This is a genomic window from Fluviispira multicolorata, from assembly GCF_009208585.1.
GTDB classification, from domain to species: Bacteria; Bdellovibrionota_B; Oligoflexia; order Silvanigrellales; family Silvanigrellaceae; genus Silvanigrella; species Silvanigrella multicolorata.
Window position 1 is genome coordinate 358,027 of the sequence record NZ_WFLN01000007.1, and the last position, 24,529, is coordinate 382,555.

Annotated in this window: 22 protein-coding genes; 11 read left to right on the forward strand and 11 right to left on the reverse strand. The window is 32.3% G+C overall.

The genetic code is table 11. The features are described from left to right. Positions 1 to 4 precede the first annotated feature (4 nt). Together deoC and GCL57_RS10610 are read right to left on the reverse strand one after the other, a co-directional pair. Entirely contained in the window at positions 5 to 793 is a 789-nt protein-coding gene (gene deoC / locus GCL57_RS10605; RefSeq protein WP_152213320.1) for a deoxyribose-phosphate aldolase, read from the reverse strand. Next, complete coding sequence (locus GCL57_RS10610; protein WP_152213321.1) at positions 790 to 2,700, reverse strand: hypothetical protein; 1,911 nt, start codon at positions 2,698 to 2,700, stop codon at positions 790 to 792. The genes deoC and GCL57_RS10610 overlap by 4 nt, the downstream gene beginning before the upstream one ends. Before the next feature lie 125 nt (positions 2,701 to 2,825). On the opposite strand from GCL57_RS10610, the gene GCL57_RS10615 reads away from it, so the two are divergent. After that, positions 2,826 to 3,149 carry a hypothetical protein gene (locus GCL57_RS10615; RefSeq protein ID WP_152213322.1) on the forward strand — a complete coding sequence of 108 codons (324 nt, stop codon included), beginning with the start codon at positions 2,826 to 2,828 and terminating at the stop codon, positions 3,147 to 3,149. 6 nt (positions 3,150 to 3,155) lie between these two features. On the opposite strand, the gene GCL57_RS10620 is transcribed toward GCL57_RS10615, so the two are convergent. Then, complete coding sequence (locus GCL57_RS10620) at positions 3,156 to 4,124, reverse strand: lysophospholipid acyltransferase family protein (RefSeq protein ID WP_152213323.1); 969 nt, start codon at positions 4,122 to 4,124, stop codon at positions 3,156 to 3,158. A 67-nt stretch (positions 4,125 to 4,191) separates the two neighbouring features. Here GCL57_RS10620 and GCL57_RS10625 point away from each other — a divergent pair, with 67 nt between their 5' ends. After that, positions 4,192 to 4,533, forward strand: a complete 342-nt coding sequence (locus GCL57_RS10625; protein ID WP_152213324.1) for a hypothetical protein — start codon at positions 4,192 to 4,194, stop codon at positions 4,531 to 4,533. Here GCL57_RS10625 and GCL57_RS10630 read toward each other — a convergent pair. From GCL57_RS10630 to GCL57_RS10645, 4 genes are all read right to left on the reverse strand, one after another. After that, positions 4,530 to 5,399 (reverse strand): fatty acid desaturase family protein, encoded by an 870-nt coding sequence (locus GCL57_RS10630; RefSeq protein WP_152213325.1) that lies wholly within the window; start codon positions 5,397 to 5,399, stop codon positions 4,530 to 4,532. The two genes, GCL57_RS10625 and GCL57_RS10630, sit on opposite strands and share 4 nt — an antisense overlap. A gap of 236 nt (positions 5,400 to 5,635) precedes the next feature. Continuing rightward, complete coding sequence (locus tag GCL57_RS10635) at positions 5,636 to 7,012, reverse strand: flagellar hook protein FlgE (RefSeq protein ID WP_152213326.1); 1,377 nt, start codon at positions 7,010 to 7,012, stop codon at positions 5,636 to 5,638. Positions 7,013 to 7,040: 28 nt separating this feature from the next. Continuing rightward, positions 7,041 to 8,519: a flagellar hook assembly protein FlgD gene (locus GCL57_RS10640; protein ID WP_152213327.1), complete on the reverse strand. Its 1,479-nt coding sequence runs from the start codon at positions 8,517 to 8,519 to the stop codon at positions 7,041 to 7,043. Positions 8,520 to 8,557: 38 nt separating this feature from the next. Next, positions 8,558 to 10,768, reverse strand: coding sequence for a flagellar hook-length control protein FliK (locus GCL57_RS10645; protein ID WP_152213328.1), 2,211 nt, complete (start codon positions 10,766 to 10,768; stop codon positions 8,558 to 8,560). Positions 10,769 to 11,182: 414 nt separating this feature from the next. On the opposite strand from GCL57_RS10645, the gene rpsL reads away from it, so the two are divergent. The 7 genes from rpsL (at position 11,183) to GCL57_RS10680 (ending at position 16,252) form a co-directional block, all read left to right on the forward strand. After that, entirely contained in the window at positions 11,183 to 11,596 is a 414-nt protein-coding gene (gene rpsL / locus GCL57_RS10650; protein ID WP_130609868.1) for a 30S ribosomal protein S12, read from the forward strand. A 147-nt stretch (positions 11,597 to 11,743) separates the two neighbouring features. Beyond that, the gene (rpsG, locus tag GCL57_RS10655; protein ID WP_152213329.1) at positions 11,744 to 12,217 is read left to right on the forward strand and encodes a 30S ribosomal protein S7; all 474 of its coding nucleotides are present in this window, start codon (positions 11,744 to 11,746) and stop codon (positions 12,215 to 12,217) included. A 374-nt stretch (positions 12,218 to 12,591) separates the two neighbouring features. Beyond that, positions 12,592 to 12,939, forward strand: coding sequence for a hypothetical protein (locus GCL57_RS10660; RefSeq protein WP_152213330.1), 348 nt, complete (start codon positions 12,592 to 12,594; stop codon positions 12,937 to 12,939). Between the two features lie 18 nt (positions 12,940 to 12,957). Beyond that, complete coding sequence (locus GCL57_RS10665) at positions 12,958 to 14,292, forward strand: hypothetical protein (protein ID WP_152213331.1); 1,335 nt, start codon at positions 12,958 to 12,960, stop codon at positions 14,290 to 14,292. Between the two features lie 51 nt (positions 14,293 to 14,343). Further along, on the forward strand, positions 14,344 to 15,177 hold the full coding sequence (locus tag GCL57_RS10670; protein WP_152213332.1) for a hypothetical protein: 834 nt from the start codon (positions 14,344 to 14,346) through the stop codon (positions 15,175 to 15,177). Positions 15,178 to 15,184: 7 nt separating this feature from the next. Further along, positions 15,185 to 15,688 (forward strand): hypothetical protein, encoded by a 504-nt coding sequence (locus GCL57_RS10675; RefSeq protein ID WP_152213333.1) that lies wholly within the window; start codon positions 15,185 to 15,187, stop codon positions 15,686 to 15,688. Positions 15,689 to 15,856: 168 nt separating this feature from the next. Continuing rightward, positions 15,857 to 16,252 (forward strand): VOC family protein, encoded by a 396-nt coding sequence (locus GCL57_RS10680; RefSeq protein ID WP_152213334.1) that lies wholly within the window; start codon positions 15,857 to 15,859, stop codon positions 16,250 to 16,252. Positions 16,253 to 16,550: 298 nt separating this feature from the next. On the opposite strand, the gene GCL57_RS10685 is transcribed toward GCL57_RS10680, so the two are convergent. Continuing rightward, positions 16,551 to 17,795 (reverse strand): dicarboxylate/amino acid:cation symporter, encoded by a 1,245-nt coding sequence (locus GCL57_RS10685; protein WP_161597709.1) that lies wholly within the window; start codon positions 17,793 to 17,795, stop codon positions 16,551 to 16,553. 773 nt (positions 17,796 to 18,568) lie between these two features. On the opposite strand from GCL57_RS10685, the gene GCL57_RS10690 reads away from it, so the two are divergent. Then, positions 18,569 to 19,852, forward strand: coding sequence for a GAF domain-containing protein (locus tag GCL57_RS10690; RefSeq protein ID WP_152213336.1), 1,284 nt, complete (start codon positions 18,569 to 18,571; stop codon positions 19,850 to 19,852). Between the two features lie 27 nt (positions 19,853 to 19,879). On the opposite strand, the gene secA is transcribed toward GCL57_RS10690, so the two are convergent. Then, a complete protein-coding gene (gene secA, locus GCL57_RS10695; protein ID WP_152213337.1) occupies positions 19,880 to 22,414 on the reverse strand; it encodes a preprotein translocase subunit SecA in 2,535 nt (844 codons plus the stop codon). Between the two features lie 189 nt (positions 22,415 to 22,603). On the opposite strand from secA, the gene GCL57_RS10700 reads away from it, so the two are divergent. Next, positions 22,604 to 22,972 (forward strand): hypothetical protein, encoded by a 369-nt coding sequence (locus GCL57_RS10700; protein WP_152213338.1) that lies wholly within the window; start codon positions 22,604 to 22,606, stop codon positions 22,970 to 22,972. A gap of 9 nt (positions 22,973 to 22,981) precedes the next feature. Here GCL57_RS10700 and GCL57_RS10705 read toward each other — a convergent pair whose 3' ends face one another. Together GCL57_RS10705 and GCL57_RS10710 are read right to left on the reverse strand one after the other, a co-directional pair. Beyond that, positions 22,982 to 23,722 carry an ABC transporter ATP-binding protein gene (locus GCL57_RS10705; RefSeq protein WP_152213339.1) on the reverse strand — a complete coding sequence of 247 codons (741 nt, stop codon included), beginning with the start codon at positions 23,720 to 23,722 and terminating at the stop codon, positions 22,982 to 22,984. Between the two features lie 20 nt (positions 23,723 to 23,742). Continuing rightward, on the reverse strand, positions 23,743 to 24,498 hold the full coding sequence (locus GCL57_RS10710) for an ABC transporter permease (RefSeq protein WP_152213340.1): 756 nt from the start codon (positions 24,496 to 24,498) through the stop codon (positions 23,743 to 23,745). Between the last annotated feature and the right edge of the window lie 31 nt (positions 24,499 to 24,529).

Consider the following 24,529-nt stretch of genomic DNA (forward strand, 5'->3'; position numbering starts at 1 on the left):
ATAATTAATAATTATTTGAATTAAGTTTATCTTGTAGAATCTCTACTGCGCCGCTTGTGCCTAGACGTGTTGCTCCCGCTTTTACAAGATTTTTTGCATTTTTAAGGGTGCGAATACCACCACTTGCTTTAATTCCAAGTAGAATTCCTGTTTCTTTTTGGTGATTTTCAATTGCGCTTTTAATTATTGATATGTCTTCTATTGTCGCACCTCTTTTTGAAAAACCTGTTGAAGTTTTGATAATATGAATACCGCACTTTGCAGCTAAATATGAACATTTATAAATTTCTTCATTATTTAGTAGAGCTGTTTCAAGGATTACTTTTACAACTTTTGATTTAGCAATTTTTACAATTTCAAGAAATTCTTTTTCTAAATCAATAAAATTATTATTTTTTACAAAAGTAACATTCTGAACAAAATCAATTTCATCAACATGATTTGCTACAGCATGTTCAACTTCATTGATTTTGCTTTCTGTTGTTGAATAACCTAGAGGAAAAGAAATCACCGTGCAGATTTTTGTTTTGTTTTGAGTATTACTAAATATTTTTTCATGTGAATTATGAATAAATTTATAAACAAATGGGACATAATTAGGTGGAATACAAATGGCCCTTAAATTAAAATCAAGAGCTTCTTTACATAGACTTTCCACTTGAAATTGCGCAAGGTCTTGCTTGAGCAGTGTAGAATCGATCATATCTGAAAGTAAATGACCTTCTTTTTGAGTAAGATAATTTTCTCTAGATATATAGTCTTTTTCAACTTCAATATGACTGTATTTTATCATTTTTGTTGCTCCAAATGGCAAATCCCATCTCCAATTGTATCAATACAATAATCTCGAGTGATCACAAGAGGTAATGTATTATTAGAAGCATTTAAAAAATCTGGCAAGAAATCTTCGCCCCATGCGATCCATCTCACTGTAAATGCACCTTTTTCACTGGTCGTTTCTTCAATGCTTTGAGAATAAGCTTTTGAAATATCACCTCGATCAAGAATCCAACGACGGTGTATTTTACCATTAATATACATTTCTACAATGTTTGTCGAATTCCATGCAGGAATTACAATTCTAATACGAAATCTTTGTTGAATAAAACTTGATAAAATTCCTCCATTTCGAGTTAAGGGTATGGGCTCAAATATCTTAAATAAAGTACCATTTGATGCCTGTATATTTGACATTGATAAAAAATCTTCTTCAAGATTTTTATTTGTAAATTTTGTAAAAACGGAAAACGGAACAGCACCTAGTGCAAGACTTTGTTCTCCGACAGCACCAAGTGGTATGCCAAAGTATTCAAAGTCTTGTGATAAATTTCGGATTGATGTGATATAATCAGAAATAATTAAGGAATTTACTCCCAAATAATAATCATCAAGTGAAGTTTTTTTTATTTTATTTAATTGATTAATAGAGTATTTTCTTCCTAAAATACTTGTGAGATTATTATTTGAATTTTGAAATAAAAATTGAAATTCTTTCAATTTTTCGGATTTGAGTTCTTCATTAAAATAATCATCTCTTATATTAATAGGGGATGTAACTAAAAAATTATTAGGAAATGAAAACGCCCAACTTTGAAAATCTTTTGAATCTAAAATTGAAAAGGGATAAAAAGTAGGATCAAAATAATAATTTTGTGCTTCATTTTCAAAAATATCATCTTCAGTTTGTCCTTCATTTGGAAAACATGTGAAATCATATACCTCATCTGGTTTTAATTCAATTGTTTTGAGACAGACCATTTTGTTCTTGCGAAAAACGGCAACTTGATACGATGAAGTTTCTAATTTAATTTTAAAAGGCATTTTTCCAATAAGTATTGAGCTTTTCATATACTCGTCCACACCCATTTTTTTTGATTGGAAGTTTCCTGCGATAAAAAGATCGTTATTAATTTTAGAGGGAATTAAAAAACCACTTTCATTAAACTTATCTTTTAAATTAGTCCAAACATTTGCAGAAAGACTTCTTCCAATGCGAAGAAGGTCACCTTCGTAAATTCCATCTACTCTAAGTGGTTCAATTGCAATAAATGAGTTTTCTGAAAATGCCACGGTTTGCTCTGAAGAGTTAGGAATAGACTCTTTTTCATTGCGCAGTTGACCAAAACCACTGGAAATTCGAAATGTCTTTTGTGAGACAAAGCATTTCGCTTGGCCATAAACATTGAGTTTTAACATTGCAAAAGGTCGTAAGGTTTCGGAGTTTAGGAGAAAAAAAACCTCTCCGGCGTCTTTGCTTGGATCCACGCTATCAGAATTAAAAGTAACAAGTTTGAGGGGGCCTTTGTTAGCGGCACTGCTCGTTTCATTTATTGAATCATTGATAAAGCGGCAGGATCCTTCAAGAGGAGGCAAAACAGGATCGTCTCTTTCTTGCCAATATGCCACAAGAAAGTCTGAGGGTTGAATTTGAATGTGAGATTCAGTGGGTAAGATGATAGGGGTCCAGCCAAGGCCATTGACGACATAGGGGTTTAAATCTTGATAAGAAAATTGAAGTGTTGAGCTTGGGGTGTTGATCATATAAAAGGGAGTGGAAATTGAGTTGAGTATTTTTTTTGAATTATCTTTAGTGGCTACACAGCTATTTATAAATAATATTAAAATAAAATAGCTCATAAAATGTGGAACGAAATTTCGCAATAAAAGCAAGTGTTTGTGGAATTTTTTAATTAAAATCATATAATTTAATGATCCATATCAAAGAATATTTTCTGTATCTCGTTTAGCTTGCAAGACTTCAAGGTGGAGTATTCCATCCAAGATCCTCTCTTACAAGATTTTTCTCAAATATTTATGAGGTTACTATGTTAATACGCAATAATTCTAAATTTTTACTTACAAATGAGCAAGAAAGCGCAGGGGCAAAAGAAACTGTACAGACTCCCGTTTCTGACCTTGCAAATGGTGAGAGAATTGAAAATGGTATGCGTATCAAGACTTTACCTCCTAGCGTGATTAAAGATATTGAACAAAAAAATATTGCGCGTCGCCTTGCTGGTCTTTCGCCTATTCATGTCAGAGTTCGCCGTTGTTTAACCTGCGGCTCAATGTTTGAATCGGCTGGAAATCGCACCTGTGGGTGCTCGAGTCGTGCTGCAGGAACAATTGCTGGACGTGAAATCATATAACTTTTGTTAATTGCTGCTGGGTTCTCTTGACCATTTCTTGTAATCCCAGCACCATTGACTTGGATTCTGACGGATTTCGTTTTCAATCCAGTTAACAAAATAAGACATTTCAATAGCCGTGTTCTTTTCTCTTTCCTTTATCTTTTCAAAATTAAAAATTTCTGCAGGTATTAATTCATCCATATTTATTTCTTGAGATGAACTTTCATTTTTTAAATGAGCGTTTATGCCAGCACGAAATTTTAAAATTAAAAAGCCAGGTATTATTCTTTTTGCGACCACATAAATGACTGCCATATTTTGATTGAGGCACATTCTTAAGCCTGATGAAGGAAAAGCAGAATATTTACCAAAAAAATTAATAAATAATCCTCCTTTTTTTGGTTTTTGATCGATGAGCATACAGATGGATGCTTTATTTTTTACAATAATATTTTCCATATGTGTGAAGAGCTTGTTATCAGTCCAAATAACGTCTAATCCAGGACTTTTTCTATACCAATATAATATCTTATTTATAAACTTAAAATGAGAGGGTTGCGCTAAAGCATAGACTTTTGTTTTTTGATTTTCGGAATAAATTTTAATAACGGGTAATGAATACATTTCAACGTTTGCCATATGTGGCAATATAAAAACACATCCTCTGTCTTGGCTTAACGGATGTGTTTTTAATATTAAGGATAAGGCTTCATTAAGATATTTATCTTGCGTTACAATGCATATATTTATACTTAAAATATTAAAAATAAAAGCTTCGATAAAGTAAAATACATAATTTATATATATAAGCGCAATATAATAATTTGCTTTAATTCCATTAATATTTAATCTTTCCGACAGGTTTTGCTTTGCAATACGGGTGGGAAAGATTGGAATAATCGATAAAATGCCGCAAAAAATAAATAATATTATATAAATAGGGCTTAGTAATAGGTTAGCTAAAATTAGAATTGTAAATTTCAATTTATTCATTTCTTAAAGCCTTAGGCAAAAAATACCGATTCATTGAGGGCAAAAATACCCATTGCGGGAGCAGTCAATGATTCCTCCGATCTTTGATCGCACACCTTATAATGTTGAATACTATAAAGATGGCGAGAAACAAACTATTCGTAGGGTTCCTCCTGCAAAACTTCATGATATGGTGGCAGGGGATGAAGTGACTATAAATCGGAAAAAGGGGGATGATTGGGATGCGGGAGATAATGTTGAAATCAAAGCTATTAATCCAAAGCAACCTAATACTTTAACTCTCCAAAAAGAAAATGAGGATTATACTTTTTTAACATATGATGATGTTGATTTAAAAACAAAATCTATGCAGCATTTAATCAATGAAGGCAAAGATCCCTATGGAAGTCAATATTTGCTTTGGCCTTAACAAATATGATGTCTTCTCCGCTGATATTCGTTATCATTTTTCATAATTTCGGCATGCTTTTTTGCCAATTGAGTGGTTGGAACAGATGGGTGTAAATGATGAACTAGGTGATAGCAGTCGGATCTTGGAAAAAAAATCCAATTTAAGAACGAAATTGAAAAGATATGATTTCGTGATTTAAATTCTACTTTCTCTTTGAAATATATAGCACCATGATCAAGATAATCAGATAAAAGTTTTAACATTTGATAACTAGAAAGAAAGGGTATGATAAGAAAGAAGATTAAATTTATGAATCCAATTATAAAGCCTAAAAATAATAAGAAAAAAGAATAATAGAAGATTTTATAGAGTTTTGAATAATTAATATCTTTAAAAATATTATTTACTTTTGATAATAAAAACCAGCTTTTTGGTGAAAATATAATAGAAAAAATATTTATCAATTTAAGATTGTCTTTTTTAAAAAGACCTATCTTTTGTCTTTCCTTAAAATCTTCATCTCTTAGAGGATCGCCTAAAAATCGATGGTGCGAAAAGTGATCTTTTTTATAGGAATTAAAGTCTGAAAAATCAAGAAAACATAAGAATTTCCCTATTTTTATGTTATCTTTTCTTTTGGGAACAAATGTGTTATGTGAGCATTCATGAATAATGTTTCCAAGGGCACGCATGCGTGTGCCTATGAAAAATATGCTAAAAATTGCAATTATTATTTTAAAGATCCAGTGCCCATTATAATTATTAAAAATGTAAATTGGGAAGAGAATTAAAAATAATTGCCATGTAATTACAAATAATCCAATATATAGATTTACGCATGCTGAGTGTGAATGTGAATGAGTGAAATTTTCTTTTGTAATCATAAAAAAACCAATAATAATAGACCTAAAATAATTGTAATAGCGATTCTTTTATAAAGAAAAGATAGCTACCCAAAAAACAATTTATACCTAATAAAAAAAAATCAAAATGTCAGCATTTTCTATTTTGTTTTCTAAATTAAGCATAAGTGTTAGGAATTATTATTACAAGATAAATTCTTTGACCCTGTCTTCTGATTTCTTAATGAATACATGACCAAAGAATCATATTAATTTAATTATCTCTTAAGATTAATAATTTCTTCTAACATCGTATCTGTCGTCGTAATAGCTTTTGAGTTCGCCTGAAAACCACGTTGAGTTAAAATCATATCCACGAATTGTTGAGCAAGATCTACGTTTGATTCCTCTAAGCTCGCTGAATAAATACTTCCTCGAGATGATGTTTGCGGTAGACCTATACGCGCTTCTCCGGCTTTAGGTGTAGTTATCCAATTGTTACGTCCGACTTTTTGTAAACCATGATTGTTTGGAAAAGTAGCAAGCGCCATGGCTCCAAGGCGTCTTTCCAAACCATTTGTGTAAGTTCCACGTATCATGCCATCCAAATCAATTTTAATGGTTTTCAAATAACCCGCTTCATAGCCATCTTGAGAGTGGAAGGAAATACCTGATCTTGCAGCAATACTTGTAGACCCTTGTGCTCCAAGGACATAATCTTCTTCAATAGTTGGGCCAAAGTTAAATTGAAGTTTTTGAGGGCGTGCTCCATTGACGAATTGCACGTCAAATGCGTCTGTTTTACTCACTATATCAATGCCAACGGGAATTCCTGCTTTTGTTAAAAAGGGTAAAATAGGTTTGCCATCTTCGTCGAATTCGACACGTCCATTTGCAATAACTGCCGGTAAAACTTTTCCTCTATCATTGCGCTGTGGATCTGTTGAGACTTCCTGGCCATCCACAGTGGCATACCAATCCCAAGCATTTTTATCTTGATCTGGAGATTTAACGTAATAAATAACTGCTTGGCGCCCATAGCCAAAGTTGTCAAAAATTGTCACTGCACTGGCAAAATTTGAGGTGTCCAGTGGGCGTGAAAGATCAAATTCATCGAGAGGTGTTCTATCTCTCACATCTAGATTTGCCACTACATTTACTATTGAAGTTGCTCTAGGAGGGAGCACGTTGCTAATAATTTGCAGGTCTGACATTTTTACACTTAACCGATTGTTGCTATCAGGGTCAGGCATGAATCCCTGTACTCGACTGCCCGTTGGATCTGTTAATTTACCATCTCGGTCAAAGCGAAAGCTCCCTTGGCGCGTGAAAAACATTCCATTTGATTCTTTCACTTCAGCCATTTCATTTTTTATAATGAAGAAACCCTCACCTTGGACACTTAAGTCAGTAATTTGACCCGTATTTGTCAGAGCGCCTTGATTAAAGAGCGTTGTAATATTTCTGAGTCGAGAACCACGGCCTAATTGCGAACGCTCATTTAAAGTAACGGCAAACATATCTTCAAATTCAGCTCTGTCTGTTTTAAATGATTTTGTGTTAGCGTTGGCGATGTTGTTGGCAACAACTGACATTCCGTCTGCGTTGGAGCCTAATCCCGAAACTGCACTAAATAAGGCATAATTTATTGGCATGACACATGTCCTCTTTCAATAAATGAATTCAGTAAGCTCGACCGTTGATTCCTGCCACCGGGGGAGGTCCTCCATATTTTTGCGGAGAAATTTGTGGAGGCATATCCGCTGATTTCTTTTGCATGTCTGATCTTGGAACAGGATTATTTGGAGATGTAAAAACCTCTTTTGCTCCTGCATTGTCAACGGATTTTGGTGCTTGACGTGGCATAAGTCTTTGCGGCTCCCCATTTGGTGGAGAATTTAAATTAGTCATTTGCGGAGGCATTTTTAGAGGAGGCGGAAAGCTTTGTGGATTGGGTGCATTCTGCATTTGTGGAGGCATCATGCGTTGCTGTTCAGCCATATTTTGTGGACTGGGTGCATTCTGCATTTGTGGAGGCATCATGCGTTGTTGTTCAGCTATATTTTGTGGATTGGGTGCATTCTGCATTTGTGGAGGTATCATGCGTTGCTGTTCAGCTATATTTTGTGGATTGGGTGCATTTTGATTTTCAGGCATTCCATTTAAAGTTGGGATTTGTCCTTTATTTTGTTGAGGGTTTTTATTTAAAGGATCGTCTGCTTTTTGAATACCTTGTTCATTATATAATTTCTGTCCAATTGGATTCGTTGGTTTTGTTACCTTAGTTAATTCTTCTGGGTTTCTAATAGCAACTATTTTGCTTGGATCAGCTGTACCTAAATTCGTATCTAATTTCCCGCCGCTTAAAATATCTGTAATTCCTTCAACCTTAGCGACATAAGAAAGTTTTGTGGTCATTGGCTTACCTTCATCAGTCGAAGCAAGCACATTAAATTTATAATTTCCTGGCACCACAGGAGTTCCTTTGTCATTCAATCCATTCCATGTAATTTTATGTGCGCCCGCTTGTTTTGGACCAAGTGGAATACTTCTAACTAATTTTGCCTGTTCATCTCTAATTTCAACCACAGTATTTCCTGCAGGTGAATCAAGTTCAAATTTTGCACTTGATATTTTACCATCTTCAGTTATTTTTAATTGATCACCTTGCAGTTCAATGTCTTTTCCTAAATATTGAGATAATTTCTCTGCTTTAGAGTCATTTTGCATTTTCTTCATTTCTGTTAAAACTTTATTAACTCCCATAAGCTGTTCAACGGTATTAAATTGTGCCATTTGGGAAGCCATTTCAAAGTGTTCCATTGGCTTACTTGGATCTTGGTACTTTAATTGAGTCACAAGTAAATTTAAATAGTCATCTCTTTCAAGTTTATTTTTTGCTTTATCTTGTTTTTTCCCAGTTACTTTTTCGAGTTGCTGTCTAAATTCTCGATCATTTTTTGTTTCACCGAGGCGAAAGTCACCACTTGCAGCCGCTTTTTCTTTTTCAAGTTCAGCTTGTTTTTCAAAGTTTGACTCTACAATCATTTTTTCAAAATTTGGTGAGTCTTCTCCTTTTTCAACTTTTAGTCCACTTTCTTTTGGTGGCTCTGCATTTCTATCAGGTACTTTAACTGGTCCTCTTGTTTCTCCAAGTATCATATTTCACTCCATTTGTAATATTAATCATAATAAAACATTTAAGCTAAAACTTTAATAGATCCATTTGCACCACGTTGAATATTTGTTAATGAATTTTTTTCCACTTTTTTAAAGTTATCAGTCTTATTGCTGCTACTAGTATTTTGATAAGGATTTATTTTTAAATCATTTTCTTGATTCTGGAAAAATTTTTGATTGTTTTGATTTGTAAATGAATTTGTGAAACCTTGGTTTGCATTTTGATTGTTTGAGTTATTATCTGAATTATGATTTGATTGTTGTTGAGAGCTAAAATGACCGCCCGAATTTAGGTTTGATTGAGAAGATTTTTCTGTAATAGATACCTTTATATCTGTAAGTGTAATATTTTGCACTTCAAGAGATTTTTTTAGAGTGTCCGTTCCGTTTTCAATTATATTTTTTAATTCTCTATTTGAAGTTTTAATTTCCATAGACACTGAATTGTCTTTTTTCATTTGGATATTGAGTTCAATTTGACCAAGCTTATCATCCTGAATTTGAACTTTTGCAGTTCCACCACCTCTTGCTTGTAATTGTTCTGAAAGATCAATTGCTTTTCTAGTTGCAACGCTCACAATGGGTGCTGAAAAGTCAGCCTTGCTTTTTTCAGAAACAACGATAGGTGTTTTTTCTTGACTTGAAATATTCTTTTCTAAAGAAAATGTTTTGTCATCAAGATTCTTTTTATCTTCTGAAAATTTCTCTTCTTTTTTAAATGAATTATCAGAATGAGACATTTGCATTGAAGACTCGTTGCGCTTAAAATTATTTTCTTTCGGCAGTTCTATTTTACTTTTTTCAGTGAGTGTGTCTTTGTTATCTTTTAAGTTATTGTCAAAAATTTTCTTTGTCACTTCTTTTACTTCGGGTATTTCTTTATCAGATTTTATTTCTTTCTTTGAATCTTTTTCTATAGTTGTTATGCTCTGATTTTTCTCGTCATTTTTAAGAGTTTCATTTTCACCTAATTTGGGTAATTCAAGTTTTTTTTCTTGCGCTTTATTTTCTTGTGGTAAAATTTGTATTGTAACAACTTCTTCAATATCATATGTTGCAACGTCTGCTTTTACTTTTTTTGGATTAATTGTTATAACTTGTAAGTTATTGTCAATTTTAGGAAGTATTTCTTCGCTTGTAAAATCTATATTTTTATTTTGAAAATTATCTTTTAATATACTGAATAAATTTGGTTTTTCAGGTGAGGTCTCTGCTTTAATCAATTGGGGTTGAACGATCACTTCCTCTTGTTCAAATAAAGCTTTTTTAATATATAAACTTTCAGATTTATTTGGATCTTTATTGTTTTGAATAAGACTTAAAGATTGAATATCTTCAGTTTTACTGTTTATATGATTTTCAATTATCTGATTTTTTTGAACATCATTTTTTGATTCAAGTACGGATTCTTTTTTACTAAGAGGAAGGATTTTTTCATTTTTATTTATTATAAATTTGCTGCTTTCATTATCTTTATTTATTTCATATTCTTCAATATTTTCTATTTCAATTTTAGTATCAGGAAAAAAATCTTTAACTGCATCTTTTAATTTTTCTAAATTACTTGTGCTTTTTATAATAACGTTAAGCTCTTCATTTTCAACTATACTTAGATTGATGCTATTGCTTTGTGGTAAAATATTTTTTTCTACATTTACGACTCTATTCTGATTTTCTTCTAAATAAATATTTTCATTTTTTAGCAAAGGTAGGATTAAATTTTTATTATCAAATAAACTTGTTTCATTGAGATCTAATTTGTTTTCATCTTTTTTTAAAATAGGTATAGCTTCATTAAAAAGTGAAAAATTTGGTTTTTGAAACAATTCTTCTATCATATTGCTTGCAACTCGAACCCCATCTGATTTTGGAGTGACCATTTGAAAATTTTCATATTTTTGGGTGGATGAAAAGAAAAAATTTGGAAAATAAGAATAATTTGGGATGATTTCGTCTTCTTTCTTTTCTTTTATATCACCTTGTTTGGTTAAATTTTGTTTTTGGGGGGAAGATGTATTTTCTTTATCTCTGTCTTTATCTTTATCATTCACTTCTGTTTTTTCGTTTTCTTGGCATGACTTATCGAAAAACTTTTTAAAGGATGAGGTTTCTTTATCTGAGTGAGGAGCATCCATTTTAGGCTTTTTGAGTTCGTTCGTTTCTGCTTGATTTGTTTGAGGCGGACTGGGATCTGGAATAAAAACATCTGTACGTACAAGTCCTGAAAGCATGAAGCCGCTCCTTTTTATTTTCTCTTGAGTTTTGCTTCTTCTTATGAACTTTAGCGCATTATTTTTATAAACTTGAGCTTAAATCTTGCATGATTTTACTTTTCTGGCTTGGGAACTTCAGTTTAAATATGTCAATAATTCCTGAGGCTAAAATGTAGTTTAAAAATCAGTAGATTTTAAATACCCTTTGTAAATTAAACTATTGGGGTCAAGAGACGGCTTTTCTAGCGCACTTTTGCAGTGTAAATGTTTAACTTTATAAGGACTTTTGACCTATAAAAAAAGGTTGACTTTGACAGGGAAGCTCACTAATGTGTGGAGCTTGCAAAAAGGCGACTTTATGCACACTTTTTCTTGTGCCAAATAGAATAAGTGTAAGGAAAACAGACGGATACATACAAGGAAAGGTTTCGTATGCCAACTATTAACCAGCTTGTCGCGAGTGGTCGTACACCTAAGGCTTATCGCAGCAAGTCCCCAGCACTTAAAGAGTGCCCACAACGTCGTGGCGTTTGTACACGCGTTTATACAACAACACCTAAAAAGCCGAACTCTGCAATTCGTAAAGTTGCAAAAGTCCGTCTTACAACAGGTATTGAAGTTATTTCTTATATCCCAGGTGAAGGCCACAACCTTCAAGAACACTCCGTAGTTCTTGTTCGTGGCGGTCGTGTAAAAGACTTACCTGGTGTGCGTTACCACATTGTTCGTGGTGCACTTGACACAACCGGCGTTGCAAAACGTCGTCAATCTCGCTCACTTTATGGCGCAAAACGTCCTAAGGGAGGCGCTGCGGCTGCTGAACCTGCTAAAAAAGGTAAAAAGTAAGTAACAGTTTACATTATAGGTGAGATTTGTTGCTCCCTGCCTGCAATATGGCCAACACGACAAACAGAAGCAAACAGTGTGTTCTGCTTTTGAGTAAAGGTTTCAAAGAAACTTTGAAGTTTCTCTTTTTTAGAAGGAATTTAAACTATGGCACGCAGACGCCGCCCGATAAAACGCGAAGTACTTCCAGATCCAGTATTTAGTGACACACTTGTTACTAAATTTATCAACTGTATGATGGAAGATGGCAAAAAAAGCGCAGCTGAGAAAATTTTCTACGGCGCAATCGAAATCGTAACTCAAAAAGCACAAGATGAAGAAGCAATTGCTGTATTCAAACGTGCTCTTGAAAACCTCAAACCACAAGTTGAAGTTCGCACACGCCGTGTTGGTGGTTCAAACTATCAAATTCCTGTAGAAGTCCGTCCAGAACGCAGACAAGCTCTTGCACTTCGTTGGCTTATTTCTTACTCACGCTTACGCAATGAAAAATCCATGCGCGATAAGCTTGCTGCTGAAATCCTCGATGCTGCAAACCGTCGTGGTGCTGCTATCAAGAAACGTGAAGACGTTCATAAAATGGCAGAAGCAAATAAAGCATTTGCACACTACCGCTTCTAATTTTAAACATCTGCAACCAGTTTGTTTTTCCTTGCAGTTTTTATTTGGCAAAAAAGGCTCCGCTTTGGCGGGGCTTTTTTTTATTCTTTTTCAGAATCACTATTTTAAAAATTCTCTATTACAAATAATAAAATGACAAGGATGTAAAATAATTACTTTTTGTAAATTTATAAAAGTCTATATTTTAGTTATTTATTTTACAAAAATATTATTAGTAATATTATATAAAATAAACAATAAATATGTCTTATAATAAATTAATTTTGTAATAATTTATTATTTTTTACTTGAATTTTAAAACACAATATTTTAAAGAATACATAATTTAGTTTTGTTTCAGAGTAATAACGCTGTTTAATGTAGGAGTTGTCACAATGACTAAAAATGCTAAATTGACATTGCTTTTTTCTTCTCTTTTTCTCTCAAGTTCAGCTTTTGCGGGTGGACCTAATATTGTAAATAAATGTGCTTTTAAAGGAATAAATCATCCAGAAAACTCTAATGCCGTTATGTTTGATGAAGAGTGTGCAAATGCTTATGTGCTTCCGCCTGAAGTCGGTAAGGTCACTGTGAGTGCTGTTCAACAGAATTTAAATTTAGGCTTTTGCTCTACATTAAAAATTGATCAAAACTCAGTTAGACAGAGTGCTTTAATTAGAGAAAGCATACGTTTAAAAATAAATAATATGAGAAAAGAACTCGATCCTTTGGAGAAGGAATAAGAAAATCTTTTTAAAATATTGTCCACTAAAAAATTTGAAAATGAAGAAGCTTATAACAAATTTGAAGCGATAAAAATTAAAAAAGCAATACTTGGTATAGAGTTGGATACAGCAAGAAATAAGTATGAAGATTTGCTACGGTCTGAGCCAAACTCTCCTAAAACGGCTGAAGCTAAAAAACTTTTAGATACCCTTGTAGAAGATTATAGAACATTATTAGATTTTGAATACTATCCCGCAGAAAAAGAATTTAATAGAACATACAGAGAAGTTAAATTAGCTTCAGAGCAATACGACTATATTTTTAATAGATTTGAGGAATTATTAAAACCGTTGCAGAGCTTGCAAACAACAGCAGACAATATTGCAGCTGCTGCTCAAAATTCATATCAAAGATATGCTGTGCTTGAAGGTCTTTCAGCAAATCTCTTATTCAACGCAGATACAACAAATTTGGTGCAAAAATATCAAGAAATGAATAAGAATTTAAATATAGCGTGGCAGCCTATGCTCATAAAAAATGCGTTCTTTAATGCTTTCCTAAAAGAAAGTGATACTACGCCTGATACTACTTTTTCAGTCCTTATTGATGCTTCTATCCCCGGAGTGAGCTATCAAATGCTTAAAAATATAGATCCAAAAACTCCTTTACCTTTATTAAACGAAAAAGAGAGTAAACAAGATGAATTTTTCGGAAGTGCATCTGGTAGAGTAAAACTCAACCTTTTAGGAGGATGCACATATTATGACAATATCAATCAACCAGTGAAAGAAAATGATATAAATAATATTTCTGCAAATATGACTTTGAATGTAAATTATACGTATCAAGTGAAAGGGAGAAGATCTTTTTCAGCAAAATATCATTTGTCTAACTTATACAGCAAAATCGAAAGTAAAACGAGTTCAAGAGGGTGGTTTTCTACTTCATCCGCTCATTCCATAGTAGAAAATAACGAAACTTCTGATTGGTTTGAAATTAAATTTGATGGAGACAATGGAGAGTTTCAATACACGCCAAGAGAACAAAGTGATATTACGTTAGAACAAAAGAAACTCTTGTTTGATCGAGTTCTTATACTTTCTGCCAAGCAAAATGCAGGCTCTACTCCTCCAAGTATAATTCAACCACCCATTTCTGGGATTTTATATGCTGCTGGTAGGCTTGATAGATGTAATTATTATTACTGTCAGGTAGGTTCCTTTTTTATAGGCACAATTGGCTCAATTTTTGGCGGATCAAATGCGTCTTCTTATTTTAGATCTCAAGCAAACTTTTGGGCTGAAGATAGAGTAAGTGGTTACCAAATTTTAGATCGCTCAAATAAAGTAACATTTACAAGTAAATTATAATCTGTTATTGTGCTTAGAATAAAATCTAAGCACTCTTAAAAAGGTTAAACTATGTCAGTAATAAAAATAATGGTTTTTATCTTTCTCTTAGTTCAAACAGTGTCTTGTGGAACAAAAAATTCTGAGAAAAAAACAGATATACAAGATGCACCAGATGACTCTGTGCAAAAACCTGATCCCACAGAAAATATTTCAAAGAGTTATAAATTTGAAATGAATATACCTAATGCCAATGAACCTGTGCTATTAAAAGTTAAAACGCATAAATACGGTGCCGATGTCACAGTCGAATCTTTTCCAAAACAATTTATAGGTTCTTTAGGTTTTAAAATAGATATTATAAATTTTTTCTTTGATAGAAAAAAAGGTGTTAATCGTAATGATTGTGATGATGTAAGAAAATTCGCTCTTATAGCTAAAAATCGTGCTAATGAAACAAATAGGAAATATGTAAGAGGAGCTAACGTTACGATTGATTTGGATTCACAGATGAATTTTCTCAAAGCAGGATTTGACACTGCTGTGAAAAAATTTATAGCAGTTAAACTCGGAATTGATTGGAGTAAAGTCTATTACAATAATAAGTTCACAATAACTGATCTTACTTATGATATACAATATAATATAGATGCATTATCTAATATTATTGATGAAAAAAATGAATTCAAAAAAAGTACTGATAATTTTATCAATAATACAATGAAGTATGATGGGGCTACTTCTGTGAACAATAGATTTGCAGATCTTGTCTGTGATTTATATTTAGGAAATGCCAAGCTGAGTATGCAATTTATAGGAAGATATAATGAAGAAAATAAAGGAGATAATGATTATGCAGCGCAAGTTAGTTTTGATAATATTAAATCAATAAGTGAAAGTGAATGAGATGAAAGTGTTTAATAAATATACTGCGATATTTGGGATTGTCTTTGTTTTATTATTTTTATTTATAAATAAATTTTTCTTTAGTAGTGAAAAAAGTTCTGAAATAAATGTATCTCAATCAGAAAAAAATAAAATAGTTAGTATTAAAAACTCAGTTGAACCTAGCATTAAAGATAATAAAACAAAGGAAAGGCAAAATATAGCTGAAAATAACAATGTGTTCGAAGATCAAGTCAATAACTCAATGCCTAGCGGTATTTTAGAAGCAGAACAAGAAGTGAAATTTTTAGAAAAGAAGCTTAAAGATGAAAATGCAGTAGAAAGACTCAATAGCAATTCTATCAGCGATTCGGATAGACAGAATTATCAACAAATATACAAACGGCTGAGTTTGCTTTCTAAATATATTATGGAAAAAAAATACGAAGATTTATCTTTAAAAGTCACTGAATATGAAAGGGAGCATGATAAAAATCTTGAAGAATTAGGTTTAAAAAAAGAAATTAATTAAAATTTCTATTAAATAAAGACTCACTCTTTAGTCAGCTCTTAGCAAAGAATCATATTCATTCCTGAAAAAGGATATAAAATTTAAAAATGAGTATTGCCTGTTAGTTTTATGACATAAGATTTCTCTTTTTATGATATGATAAAAGCAAAATTTTAAGAGCGGTGTCATATGCATAAATCTTTCTTTGTCAATCTTCCAGTAACTGATTTGGATAAATCAAAAGAGTATTTTAAAAAAATAGGTTTTTCATTTGAAGCAAGTTATACCTATGAAAATGCTCTTTGTTTGGTTATTGGAAAAAATTGTTATGTTATGCTTTTTAGTCAAACTGTCTTTAAAAAATACATAGTCAATGATCTTTGCAATACAGCTACACATAGAGAAAGTTTTATTTGTATTTCAAAGACAAAGCAAAGTGAAGTTGATGATTTTGTCGATAAAGCAATTGAGGCGGGTGGATCGGAACACAGTCTCATACTTGATAAACAAGACTATAATTTTGTTTATTCCAGAGGGTTTTGTGATTTAGATGGCCATTTGTGGATGGTTGTCCATTTTAAATAATTTTAAAAATCTTTATTTTTTTAGTAAAAATTAATAATTTCTTTTTTTAAAGAAATTTTTTTGGCGACGGTTTATTTACAATTAAAAGTGTAATCAATACTTAGGACAAACTCACTCATCCAAAGAACTTGATCTGCGACTTGCACCGTTTGGTGCTGCGGTCTTTTCAGCTCACTTATATCCCCGACTTTAGAAGTCGGGGTTTTACGCTCGTTTCTGATAAAAAGGAATATTAAATAATTTTGCAACAGCCTTTTTAAAAGAAGACTCAAAAAATAATTGTAATTGTGTTCCGTAGTCATCTTTTTTTTGTTAAATAAATTTGTATTATTTTTGTGCAAACAAGGTGTCCCCAAATATTAACGGAAGTTCTTACTCTTCCTAGTATTGCATCAATTGGAAATAAAATTGCAACTGAGGTCGAGGGTACAGATATTGTTTTTAATACTGTAACAGTGGCAATAAAGCCTGCATTGGGTATTCCTGTTGTGCCAAGGCCTGTAATAACGGTTGTTATATATATTATGAAAATATTAAAACCAGATATTTCAATTCCTAAAACTTGAGACACAAATAAAGTTGCAGTGGCAACATAAAGCGCTGATGATCCGAGATTAAAAACAACAGTTAAGGGAAGAGCAAATTTAGCAGTGGCTTCATCTATTTTTTGTGATTCAGCCGCAATCAACATGACTGGTAGAGTTGCTAAGGAACTTGCAGTAGCAAAGCCAGTTGAAACAGAGCCTATGGATTGCATTAAAAACGAATTTGCATTTTTTCCATATATGATTCTTAAAATGAGAAATTGAAGGACGCATAAAATAAGACAGCCAGCTAAAAAGATAATAAGAAATTTTAAAATACCAAGCATATCTTCAGATAAATTTCCTTTTAAAAGCGATGATGCCACAGAACTGCCAATAAGAGAAAACATAGCAATAGGTGTGACTTTCATAACGACAGAGATCATTCCCATAAGAATATCTTTAAAACCAGCACAAACTTTAAGAGCGATTGCAACAGAGTTCTGTTTAAGAAGATGGAGAGCTACAATAGAAAAAAAGATACCAAAAACGACAATGGGTAGAATTTGTGAACGAATTGCGACTTCACCTAAATTGGCTGGAAACATGCTTAGGATAAACTCAGAAAAACCTAAATTTTCAGAGGTGCTTTTTAAGAGATCTTGGACATCGTGTCCCATGAGGCTTGGATTTACACCTAAGCCAGGTTTTAAAAAGAAAGCTAAGAGCATTCCGATGAGAGCTGCAGAACTTACGTTTATAATAATAACGAGAATGGTAACTTTACCAAGAGTGCCTAATTTGGTGATGTCTCCCATAGAAGTTATTGCGCTTACAAGTGCTAAAAAAATAAGTGGTAGAACGAGCATCATGAGAGTGTTCATAAATATTTTGCCAATCCACTCGATTGACGTTATAAAGTTAGGAAAATAATAACCGCAAAGGCCGCCTAACAAAATAGAAAATAAAAGAATAATTAAATTCCAGTCTAATTTACTCTTAAATAACTTTTTGACCATATGTTTTCCTAGATCTAATGAAAATAGATGAAAGTTTATTAAGTTTTTAATTTTAATAAACTTAGCATAAACTCTCAAATATATAATTGACCTATTTTTATAAAATGTCAAACACATCAAACTAACAATTATTATTTTTTAAGAATTCCTTCATAAAGTATAATAAATACTTCTTTGTATTTGATAATTAAAGTGAATTTTAAGATTTTAAGTATTTTTTAAAATAAAATCAGACTTAACAAGATTCTAAAATAATTATTGCGAAATGAAATTTTGAAATAAATAATTTATTTTAGAAAAGTAAATATTTTTAGTGTTATAAGTTATGGGTATATCTGCTGAGGAAGATTTTTTAATTTAATATCTCAATAAGGTTGTCAAAATATGAATATGCTATTATAATAGCTTTAAGCAAGATTGTTAAATAGGATAACTTTCCTAACTGCAATTCTTTCTTAGTAAAAATATATGGTTTCAAGTGTAATATAATTTTTTTTAATTATCCTTATTTTTAACAATGTTATGAACATATCTAAAATATTGATGCTATTTATAATATTATATCCTTTAAATCATTGCTCTTAGGTCATATTAATTTTAGAAAGTGAATATTGTGAGAGTTAATTTATTTTTTTACAATAAAGGCTTGTGCCTACACTAAATTATGTTTAATGGGATTAGTTTAAAAAAATAATTAAATTTAAAGCGCAATGTGGCTATTAATTTTATAATTTTTAATAAAATAATAGCAATTTCATTTTCAGGACAAAAAAATGAATAAAAATTTTCCTAAGAAAGAAAAGGCTCATTTAATTCCTATAGATGAAAAAGAACGCCTTGAAGTCCTTAAGAATTATAATTTAATCCAAGAAGTTTTTGGATCCGAATTTAGAGAAATTATCTTTTTAGCCAGTGAAATCTTCAAATGCCCGATATCTGCAGTTACTATTGTCACTGAAGACAGTGTGCAATTGAAGTCAAGTATCGGATATTCTATCAAAGAAGTTCCTAGAAATCTTTCCTTTTGCAACTATACTATATTGAGTGACGATATTTTTTGTATTCAAGACACTGCTAAAGATCCACGTTTTTCAGAATGTCCTGCTACCAAAGAAGGTGGAATTCGTTTTTATATTGGAGCACCCTTAATCTCTCAGTCTGGTCATAGAATTGGAGCTCTTTGTGTTCTAGGGTATAAGCCAAAAAAAGTAAATAAATATCAAAAGATTTCGCTTAAATACTTATCTAATTGTGTTGTGCGTCTCTTTGAACAAAAGCAAAATAGTCTAATAGCAAAAGTTTCAGAGCTTAAAGTATTAAAAGAAAAAAAAGAACTTTTTTTTAAAAATGAAAAATTATTTTTGTACGAGCAAAACTTGTTTTGTAATATTCTTTCTGTTCAAGTTCTAAATGAAGTAAATCGTTCTTTAGCCGATATTTATATAAAATCAATTAAAGTATCTTCTATGATTAATAAAGAAGATTTTAATAGAATTGTAACAATGAATGATGTTGAAATGATTTCTGAAAAGAGTTTTAATACTGCTAAAAAAATTAATTCTATTAAGCTATTTTTTAGAGATTTAAATCAAAATACAATGCAATATTCAAATGTTAATAAAATATTAGAGACAATTAACATATTTTTCATAGATAAAATTAAAAATCACGATATCCAGTTTAATATTACTTTAGACATTGATCCCCAATTTGAGTTTGAATGCAGACCTGCTTCAATTGTCTATGTACTCTTATATTTGCTAAATAATTCTATTAAAATTCTTAAATACAAAAAAAATAAATGGATTCAGCTTTCCTTAACCGAGTTTGCTGATAGTATTGAATTTTGTTTTGCCGATAGCAGTGATCGTATGGAACGTGGTTTATTTAATAACGAAGAAGACAAAGTTTCTATTCAATCAGGTAATAAATTTTACTTTATCGATTTAAATCTCTTGACTAAAGTAATTGATAAGCAAGGTGGTTATTTAAAATACGATAAAGCATCTGACAATACAAATATTGTTTTTGTATTACCTAAAAAAGCAGTTTCTTGAGTTCTTTAAAAAAATAAGAGTAGCAATTTAAATGGTATTTAAATTGCTATAAATAGCTTTTTTGCGTTCAATTTCTTCTTTTTCTTCGAGTTTATTTTCAAAAGCGTCTTCAGGATCTTGATGTTCAGCTTGTGAATTTTTGAGTTCAAGTCTTGCTTTTCTTTCAACTTCTGCTTTTGCTTCAGCAATAAATTTTTCAGCTAAATTAGGTTGAACTCTGAAAATCATTTGTAAAGTATCTTGTTTGATTGCACTGATAAGTCTTTTAAAGAGTTCAAATGCTTCATTTTTATATTCTTGTAATGGATCTTTTTGTGCGTATCCTCTTAATCCAATACCATCTTTTAGGTGATCGATATTTAATAAATGATCTTTCCACCAAGAGTCGATTGTCTGGAGCATAACCCAGCGTTCGATATCACGCATTTGATCTTGACCAAAAAGATTTTCTTTTTCTTCGTACTCAGTGATTAACTTTTTACTGATGAGTGCATAAAATTCATCTCTGCCAATTTCAGAATTTTGTCTTTCAGACTCTGTAAATGGAATAGCTTTATTAAAATTACGAAATAGAATTCGTTCTAAATTACGATAGTCCACAGTCACCACTTCCCCGGGTAAACCGGATGGAGGCGCAAAGTCATCGCAAATGGTGCGAGCAAATTTTTCGATAGGATCGCCTACCAAAATTTCTTTTACATTTTCTTTACGTAAAATCCGCATACGAGCTGCGTAAATTGCTTTTCTTTGTTGATTTAAAACGTCGTCATATTGGAGAAGTTGTTTACGAATGTCATAGTTAAATCCTTCCACTCTTTTTTGAACTTTACCAATAACATTGGTTAAACGAGGGTCATGAATGGCTTCATCACCTACAAAGCGTTCCATAATAAATTGGTTTGCTTTGTTATTAAAACGGCGCATAAGCTCATCTTCCCAAGAAAGAAAGAATTTACTTGCCCCTGGGTCACCTTGACGACCTGAACGCCCACGCAATTGATTGTCAATACGTCGGCTTTCATGACGCTCTGTCCCGATAACATAAAGACCACCTAATTCAGCCACACCTTCACCTAAAATAATGTCGGTACCACGTCCAGCCATATTGGTTGATAAAGTAACATGGCTTTTTTGACCTGCTTGGGCAATAATATGTGCTTCTTGTTCGTGATGTTTTGCATTTAAAACTTGATGTTTAATATTTTTCTTTTTTAATAGCTCGGAAAGTAATTCGCTTTTTTCAATACTGACTGTTCCCACCAAAATAGGTTGCCCTGTTTTGTGAATTTTTTCAATTTCATCTGCAACAGCATTAAATTTAATTGTCTGCTTTAAAAATAAGACATCATCGTGATCTATACGGATCATTTGTCTATTTGTCGGGATAACAACAACATTTAATTTATAAATATTGTGAAATTCAACTGCTTCAGTGTCTGCCGTACCCGTCATCCCTGAAAGTTTATCATACATTCTGAAATAATTTTGTAAGGTAACTTGTGCGAGAGTTTGATTTTCTGCTTGAATTTGGACATTTTCTTTACCTTCTAAGGCTTGGTGCAAACCATCTGAAAAACGTCTTCCGTGCATGAGTCGACCCGTAAATTCGTCCACAATAATAATTTGTCCATTTTGCACGATGTAATGATCATCTTTGCGGAAGAGAACGTGTGCCCGTAAGGAATTGTTGCATGCGTGGACCAGTTCATTGTGCTCAGGATCGAAAAGATTTTCGATATTTAAACGTTTTTCGACTTTAGAAATACCAGCTTCTGTCAGTGCGCAGGAACGGGATTTTTCATCTACTGTGTAATCAATTTCTTTTCTGAGACCACGAATGGCATTGTTTGCAACAATATATTTGTCTGAAGATGTGTCAGATGGGCCACTTATTATGAGCGGAGTTCTTGCTTCATCAATAAGAATAGAGTCGACTTCATCAACAATGGCAAAATGATGTCCACGTTGACAGAAGTCTTCAAGACGAACTTTCATATTGTCACGTAAATAATCGAAACCAAGTTCGTTATTTGTGCCGTAAGTCACATCGCACGCATATGCATCTTGGCGTTGAGTGTCATTCATGCCAGAAAGGATACAACCCGTAGTAAGTCCTAAAAAGCTATAAAGTCTACCCATTTCTTCGGACTGGGTGGATGCTAGGTATTCATTAACTGTAACAACATGTACGCCTTTACCTGAAATTGTATTTAAATAAACAGGAGCCGTTGCTGTTAAAGTCTTGCCTTCACCTGTGCGCATTTCTGCGATTTTACCTTGGTGAAGAACATATCCACCAATAAGCTGAACATCAAAATGTCTTTTGCCAAGGCAACGTTTACTGGCTTCACGAACTGTTGCAAAAGCTTCGGGTAGGAGAGAGTCGAGAGTTTCTCCTTTATTGTAACGAGCTTTGAATTCAATAGTTTTCGCTTTAAGTTCGTTGTCTGTGAACTGCTGCATTTTGGCTTCAAGCATATTTATTTTTGTAAGGATAGGCGCAGTGTTGCGCAATTCTCGATCGTTTTTGGTTCCAAAGAGAGACTTGAGAATATTTAACATGACTAAGAATTTATCCTTTCAACAAAGTAAACACATACTAAACCAGAGGCCTTTTATCACAGCTCTCAGGTCTGTGCCAATTTTAGAAACAAGGTGCCAATTCTTTCCTCTTATTTCAAGTTAAATCCTTCCGACAAGGGGAGAAGTTAGAAAAGTGCCTTTGCTGATTTCTATTTGGAAGGGGAAACAATGGCCAACATACCTCAAGAAACATACGAAGATGTGGTAGACGATGGTCTTGACACATATGCGCTTGACCTCGAGTCCCCTAGAAATGTAACGGATGATAATGGATTAAATGTCAATCTATCAAAACAGATTGAACAAATCTTCGACACTATGACACGTATTGGTGGTGAAGTTTGTAAATTAAGAGCGGAAATGGATGGACTGCTTGATCAAAATGCAATGCTGGTGGATTCTTTTCATAAATTAAAAGATGTCTTAAATGAAAAAGGTTATTTAGATTTAGATGATTTTCAACTGGCATGCGATGTTTTTGATGAAGCAAATGCAAAAACAACTGGAAGTCAGTTTGTAAAAAAGATCTCTCATTAATAAATTTATTTAATTTATATTTCTACCAAGGATTGATAAAATATCTTCTTCCAGATTTTTATTTTCATGTAAAATATCATCACTCGTATATGTTTTATAAACTTCTGCAGGAACACCACTTAAAACATTTATTTCTTTTGATAATAAAAGTGCTTCACGGACGTCATGGGTTACAAGAATTGCATATTTACTAGTTTCTTTAATTTTTAGAAGCAGCCATTCTTGTAAAATACGCCTTGTATGAGCATCTAAGGAAGCAAAGGGCTCATCTAATAAAATAGCTTTAGTATCTAGTACAAGTGCCCTAGCAAAGGCAACCCTTTGAGCCATTCCTAAAGAAATTTCATCGGGAAATTTTAAGGCGTGCTCATCCATTTGTACTATTTTTAAAGCATTTAATGCTATTTCATTTTTTGTTTTATTTTCTTGAATTTCTTTTTTTTTCGAAATAGCTAATTTTATATTTTCTATAATATTTTTCCATGGAAAAAGAAGTGGTGTTTGTGGCACCATTGAAAATAATGTTTGTTTAGAATTCCAATGATTAAAATTAAATTCATTTTGGTTATAAAAGATATTTCCATGAGCTCCTGTTTCCATACCCATGAGTACACGTAAAAGAGTGGATTTTCCGCAACCAGAAGCTCCAATAAGTGTTGTTATTTGCCCTTCTTTTAAAGAAATATTTATATTTTTAATAACGGGTATTTTATTTTCATAGGAGTATTTATTTATATTTATTTTGATCATAATATGAATTACCTATCAATTTAATGCTTTGCTGTTTTCCAGAAAACCACTTTTTTTCTAATGAGAGAAACTAAAGATGTACTTGTTATGCTAATAATAACTATGATAAGAACGGCTGCAATCATTTTATCTGTTCGATATGTAGCTTGAGAACGTAACAAATAAACGCCGAGTCCACTTTCACTTCCCATAAGTTCTGCAAGTGCCGCTGATCCAAACGAATAACTTACGCTTATTTTAAGAGCATTAAAAAAACCGGGAAGTGCATAGGGAAGATAGATATGAATAAATGCATTTACAGGTTTGATATAAAGCATTTCAACGACAAGATGATATTCTTTTTTTGCTTCGAGAAGATCATTTTGCAGCACAAGTGAAATGGGAAAAGAGCAAGTTAACACTACTAAAATAACTTTCGGTGCAATTCCAAGTCCAAACCAAATCATAAGAATTGGGGTAAAAACAAGATAAGGAATACTTTGAGAAATAATTAAAAGGGGAGAAATAATGGAGTGAAATAGTTTTGAATTAAAGGAACAAATTGAAAGAAATAAACCTAATAAAATTGCTAGAATAATGCCGATAAGCCATTCGGTTAGAGTTGTATAACTGTTCTGTAAAATAGTTTCCCAGTCAGACAGTAAGACGTCTATTACCTGTGATGGGAGTGGGATAATATAGTTTGGTACGTTAGTTTTTTGCAATATCAGTTCAAGAATGAAAAGCAATAGCAAGCCAAAAAAGACTGGTAAAAACCACTTGAATATGCGAAACATACTTTGCCTTTCATGCTGTTGTTTTAAGCTT

Excerpts from the sequence above, each read along its gene's own strand:
- deoC (WP_152213320.1), bottom strand. The coding sequence starts at position 793 with ATGATAAAATACAGTCATATTGAAGTTGAAAAAGACTATATATCTAGA.
- GCL57_RS10610 (WP_152213321.1), bottom strand. The coding sequence starts at position 2,700 with ATGATTTTAATTAAAAAATTCCACAAACACTTGCTTTTATTGCGAAAT.
- GCL57_RS10615 (WP_152213322.1), top strand. The coding sequence starts at position 2,826 with ATGTTAATACGCAATAATTCTAAATTTTTACTTACAAATGAGCAAGAA.
- GCL57_RS10620 (WP_152213323.1), bottom strand. The coding sequence starts at position 4,124 with ATGAATAAATTGAAATTTACAATTCTAATTTTAGCTAACCTATTACTA.
- GCL57_RS10625 (WP_152213324.1), top strand. The coding sequence starts at position 4,192 with ATGATTCCTCCGATCTTTGATCGCACACCTTATAATGTTGAATACTAT.
- GCL57_RS10630 (WP_152213325.1), bottom strand. The coding sequence starts at position 5,399 with ATGATTACAAAAGAAAATTTCACTCATTCACATTCACACTCAGCATGC.
- GCL57_RS10635 (WP_152213326.1), bottom strand. The coding sequence starts at position 7,012 with ATGCCAATAAATTATGCCTTATTTAGTGCAGTTTCGGGATTAGGCTCC.
- GCL57_RS10640 (WP_152213327.1), bottom strand. The coding sequence starts at position 8,519 with ATGATACTTGGAGAAACAAGAGGACCAGTTAAAGTACCTGATAGAAAT.
- GCL57_RS10645 (WP_152213328.1), bottom strand. The coding sequence starts at position 10,768 with ATGCTTTCAGGACTTGTACGTACAGATGTTTTTATTCCAGATCCCAGT.
- rpsL (WP_130609868.1), top strand. The coding sequence starts at position 11,183 with ATGCCAACTATTAACCAGCTTGTCGCGAGTGGTCGTACACCTAAGGCT.
- rpsG (WP_152213329.1), top strand. The coding sequence starts at position 11,744 with ATGGCACGCAGACGCCGCCCGATAAAACGCGAAGTACTTCCAGATCCA.
- GCL57_RS10660 (WP_152213330.1), top strand. The coding sequence starts at position 12,592 with ATGACTAAAAATGCTAAATTGACATTGCTTTTTTCTTCTCTTTTTCTC.
- GCL57_RS10670 (WP_152213332.1), top strand. The coding sequence starts at position 14,344 with ATGTCAGTAATAAAAATAATGGTTTTTATCTTTCTCTTAGTTCAAACA.
- GCL57_RS10680 (WP_152213334.1), top strand. The coding sequence starts at position 15,857 with ATGCATAAATCTTTCTTTGTCAATCTTCCAGTAACTGATTTGGATAAA.
- GCL57_RS10685 (WP_161597709.1), bottom strand. The coding sequence starts at position 17,795 with ATGGTCAAAAAGTTATTTAAGAGTAAATTAGACTGGAATTTAATTATT.
- GCL57_RS10690 (WP_152213336.1), top strand. The coding sequence starts at position 18,569 with ATGAATAAAAATTTTCCTAAGAAAGAAAAGGCTCATTTAATTCCTATA.
- secA (WP_152213337.1), bottom strand. The coding sequence starts at position 22,414 with ATGTTAAATATTCTCAAGTCTCTCTTTGGAACCAAAAACGATCGAGAA.
- GCL57_RS10700 (WP_152213338.1), top strand. The coding sequence starts at position 22,604 with ATGGCCAACATACCTCAAGAAACATACGAAGATGTGGTAGACGATGGT.
- GCL57_RS10705 (WP_152213339.1), bottom strand. The coding sequence starts at position 23,722 with ATGATCAAAATAAATATAAATAAATACTCCTATGAAAATAAAATACCC.
- GCL57_RS10710 (WP_152213340.1), bottom strand. The coding sequence starts at position 24,498 with ATGTTTCGCATATTCAAGTGGTTTTTACCAGTCTTTTTTGGCTTGCTA.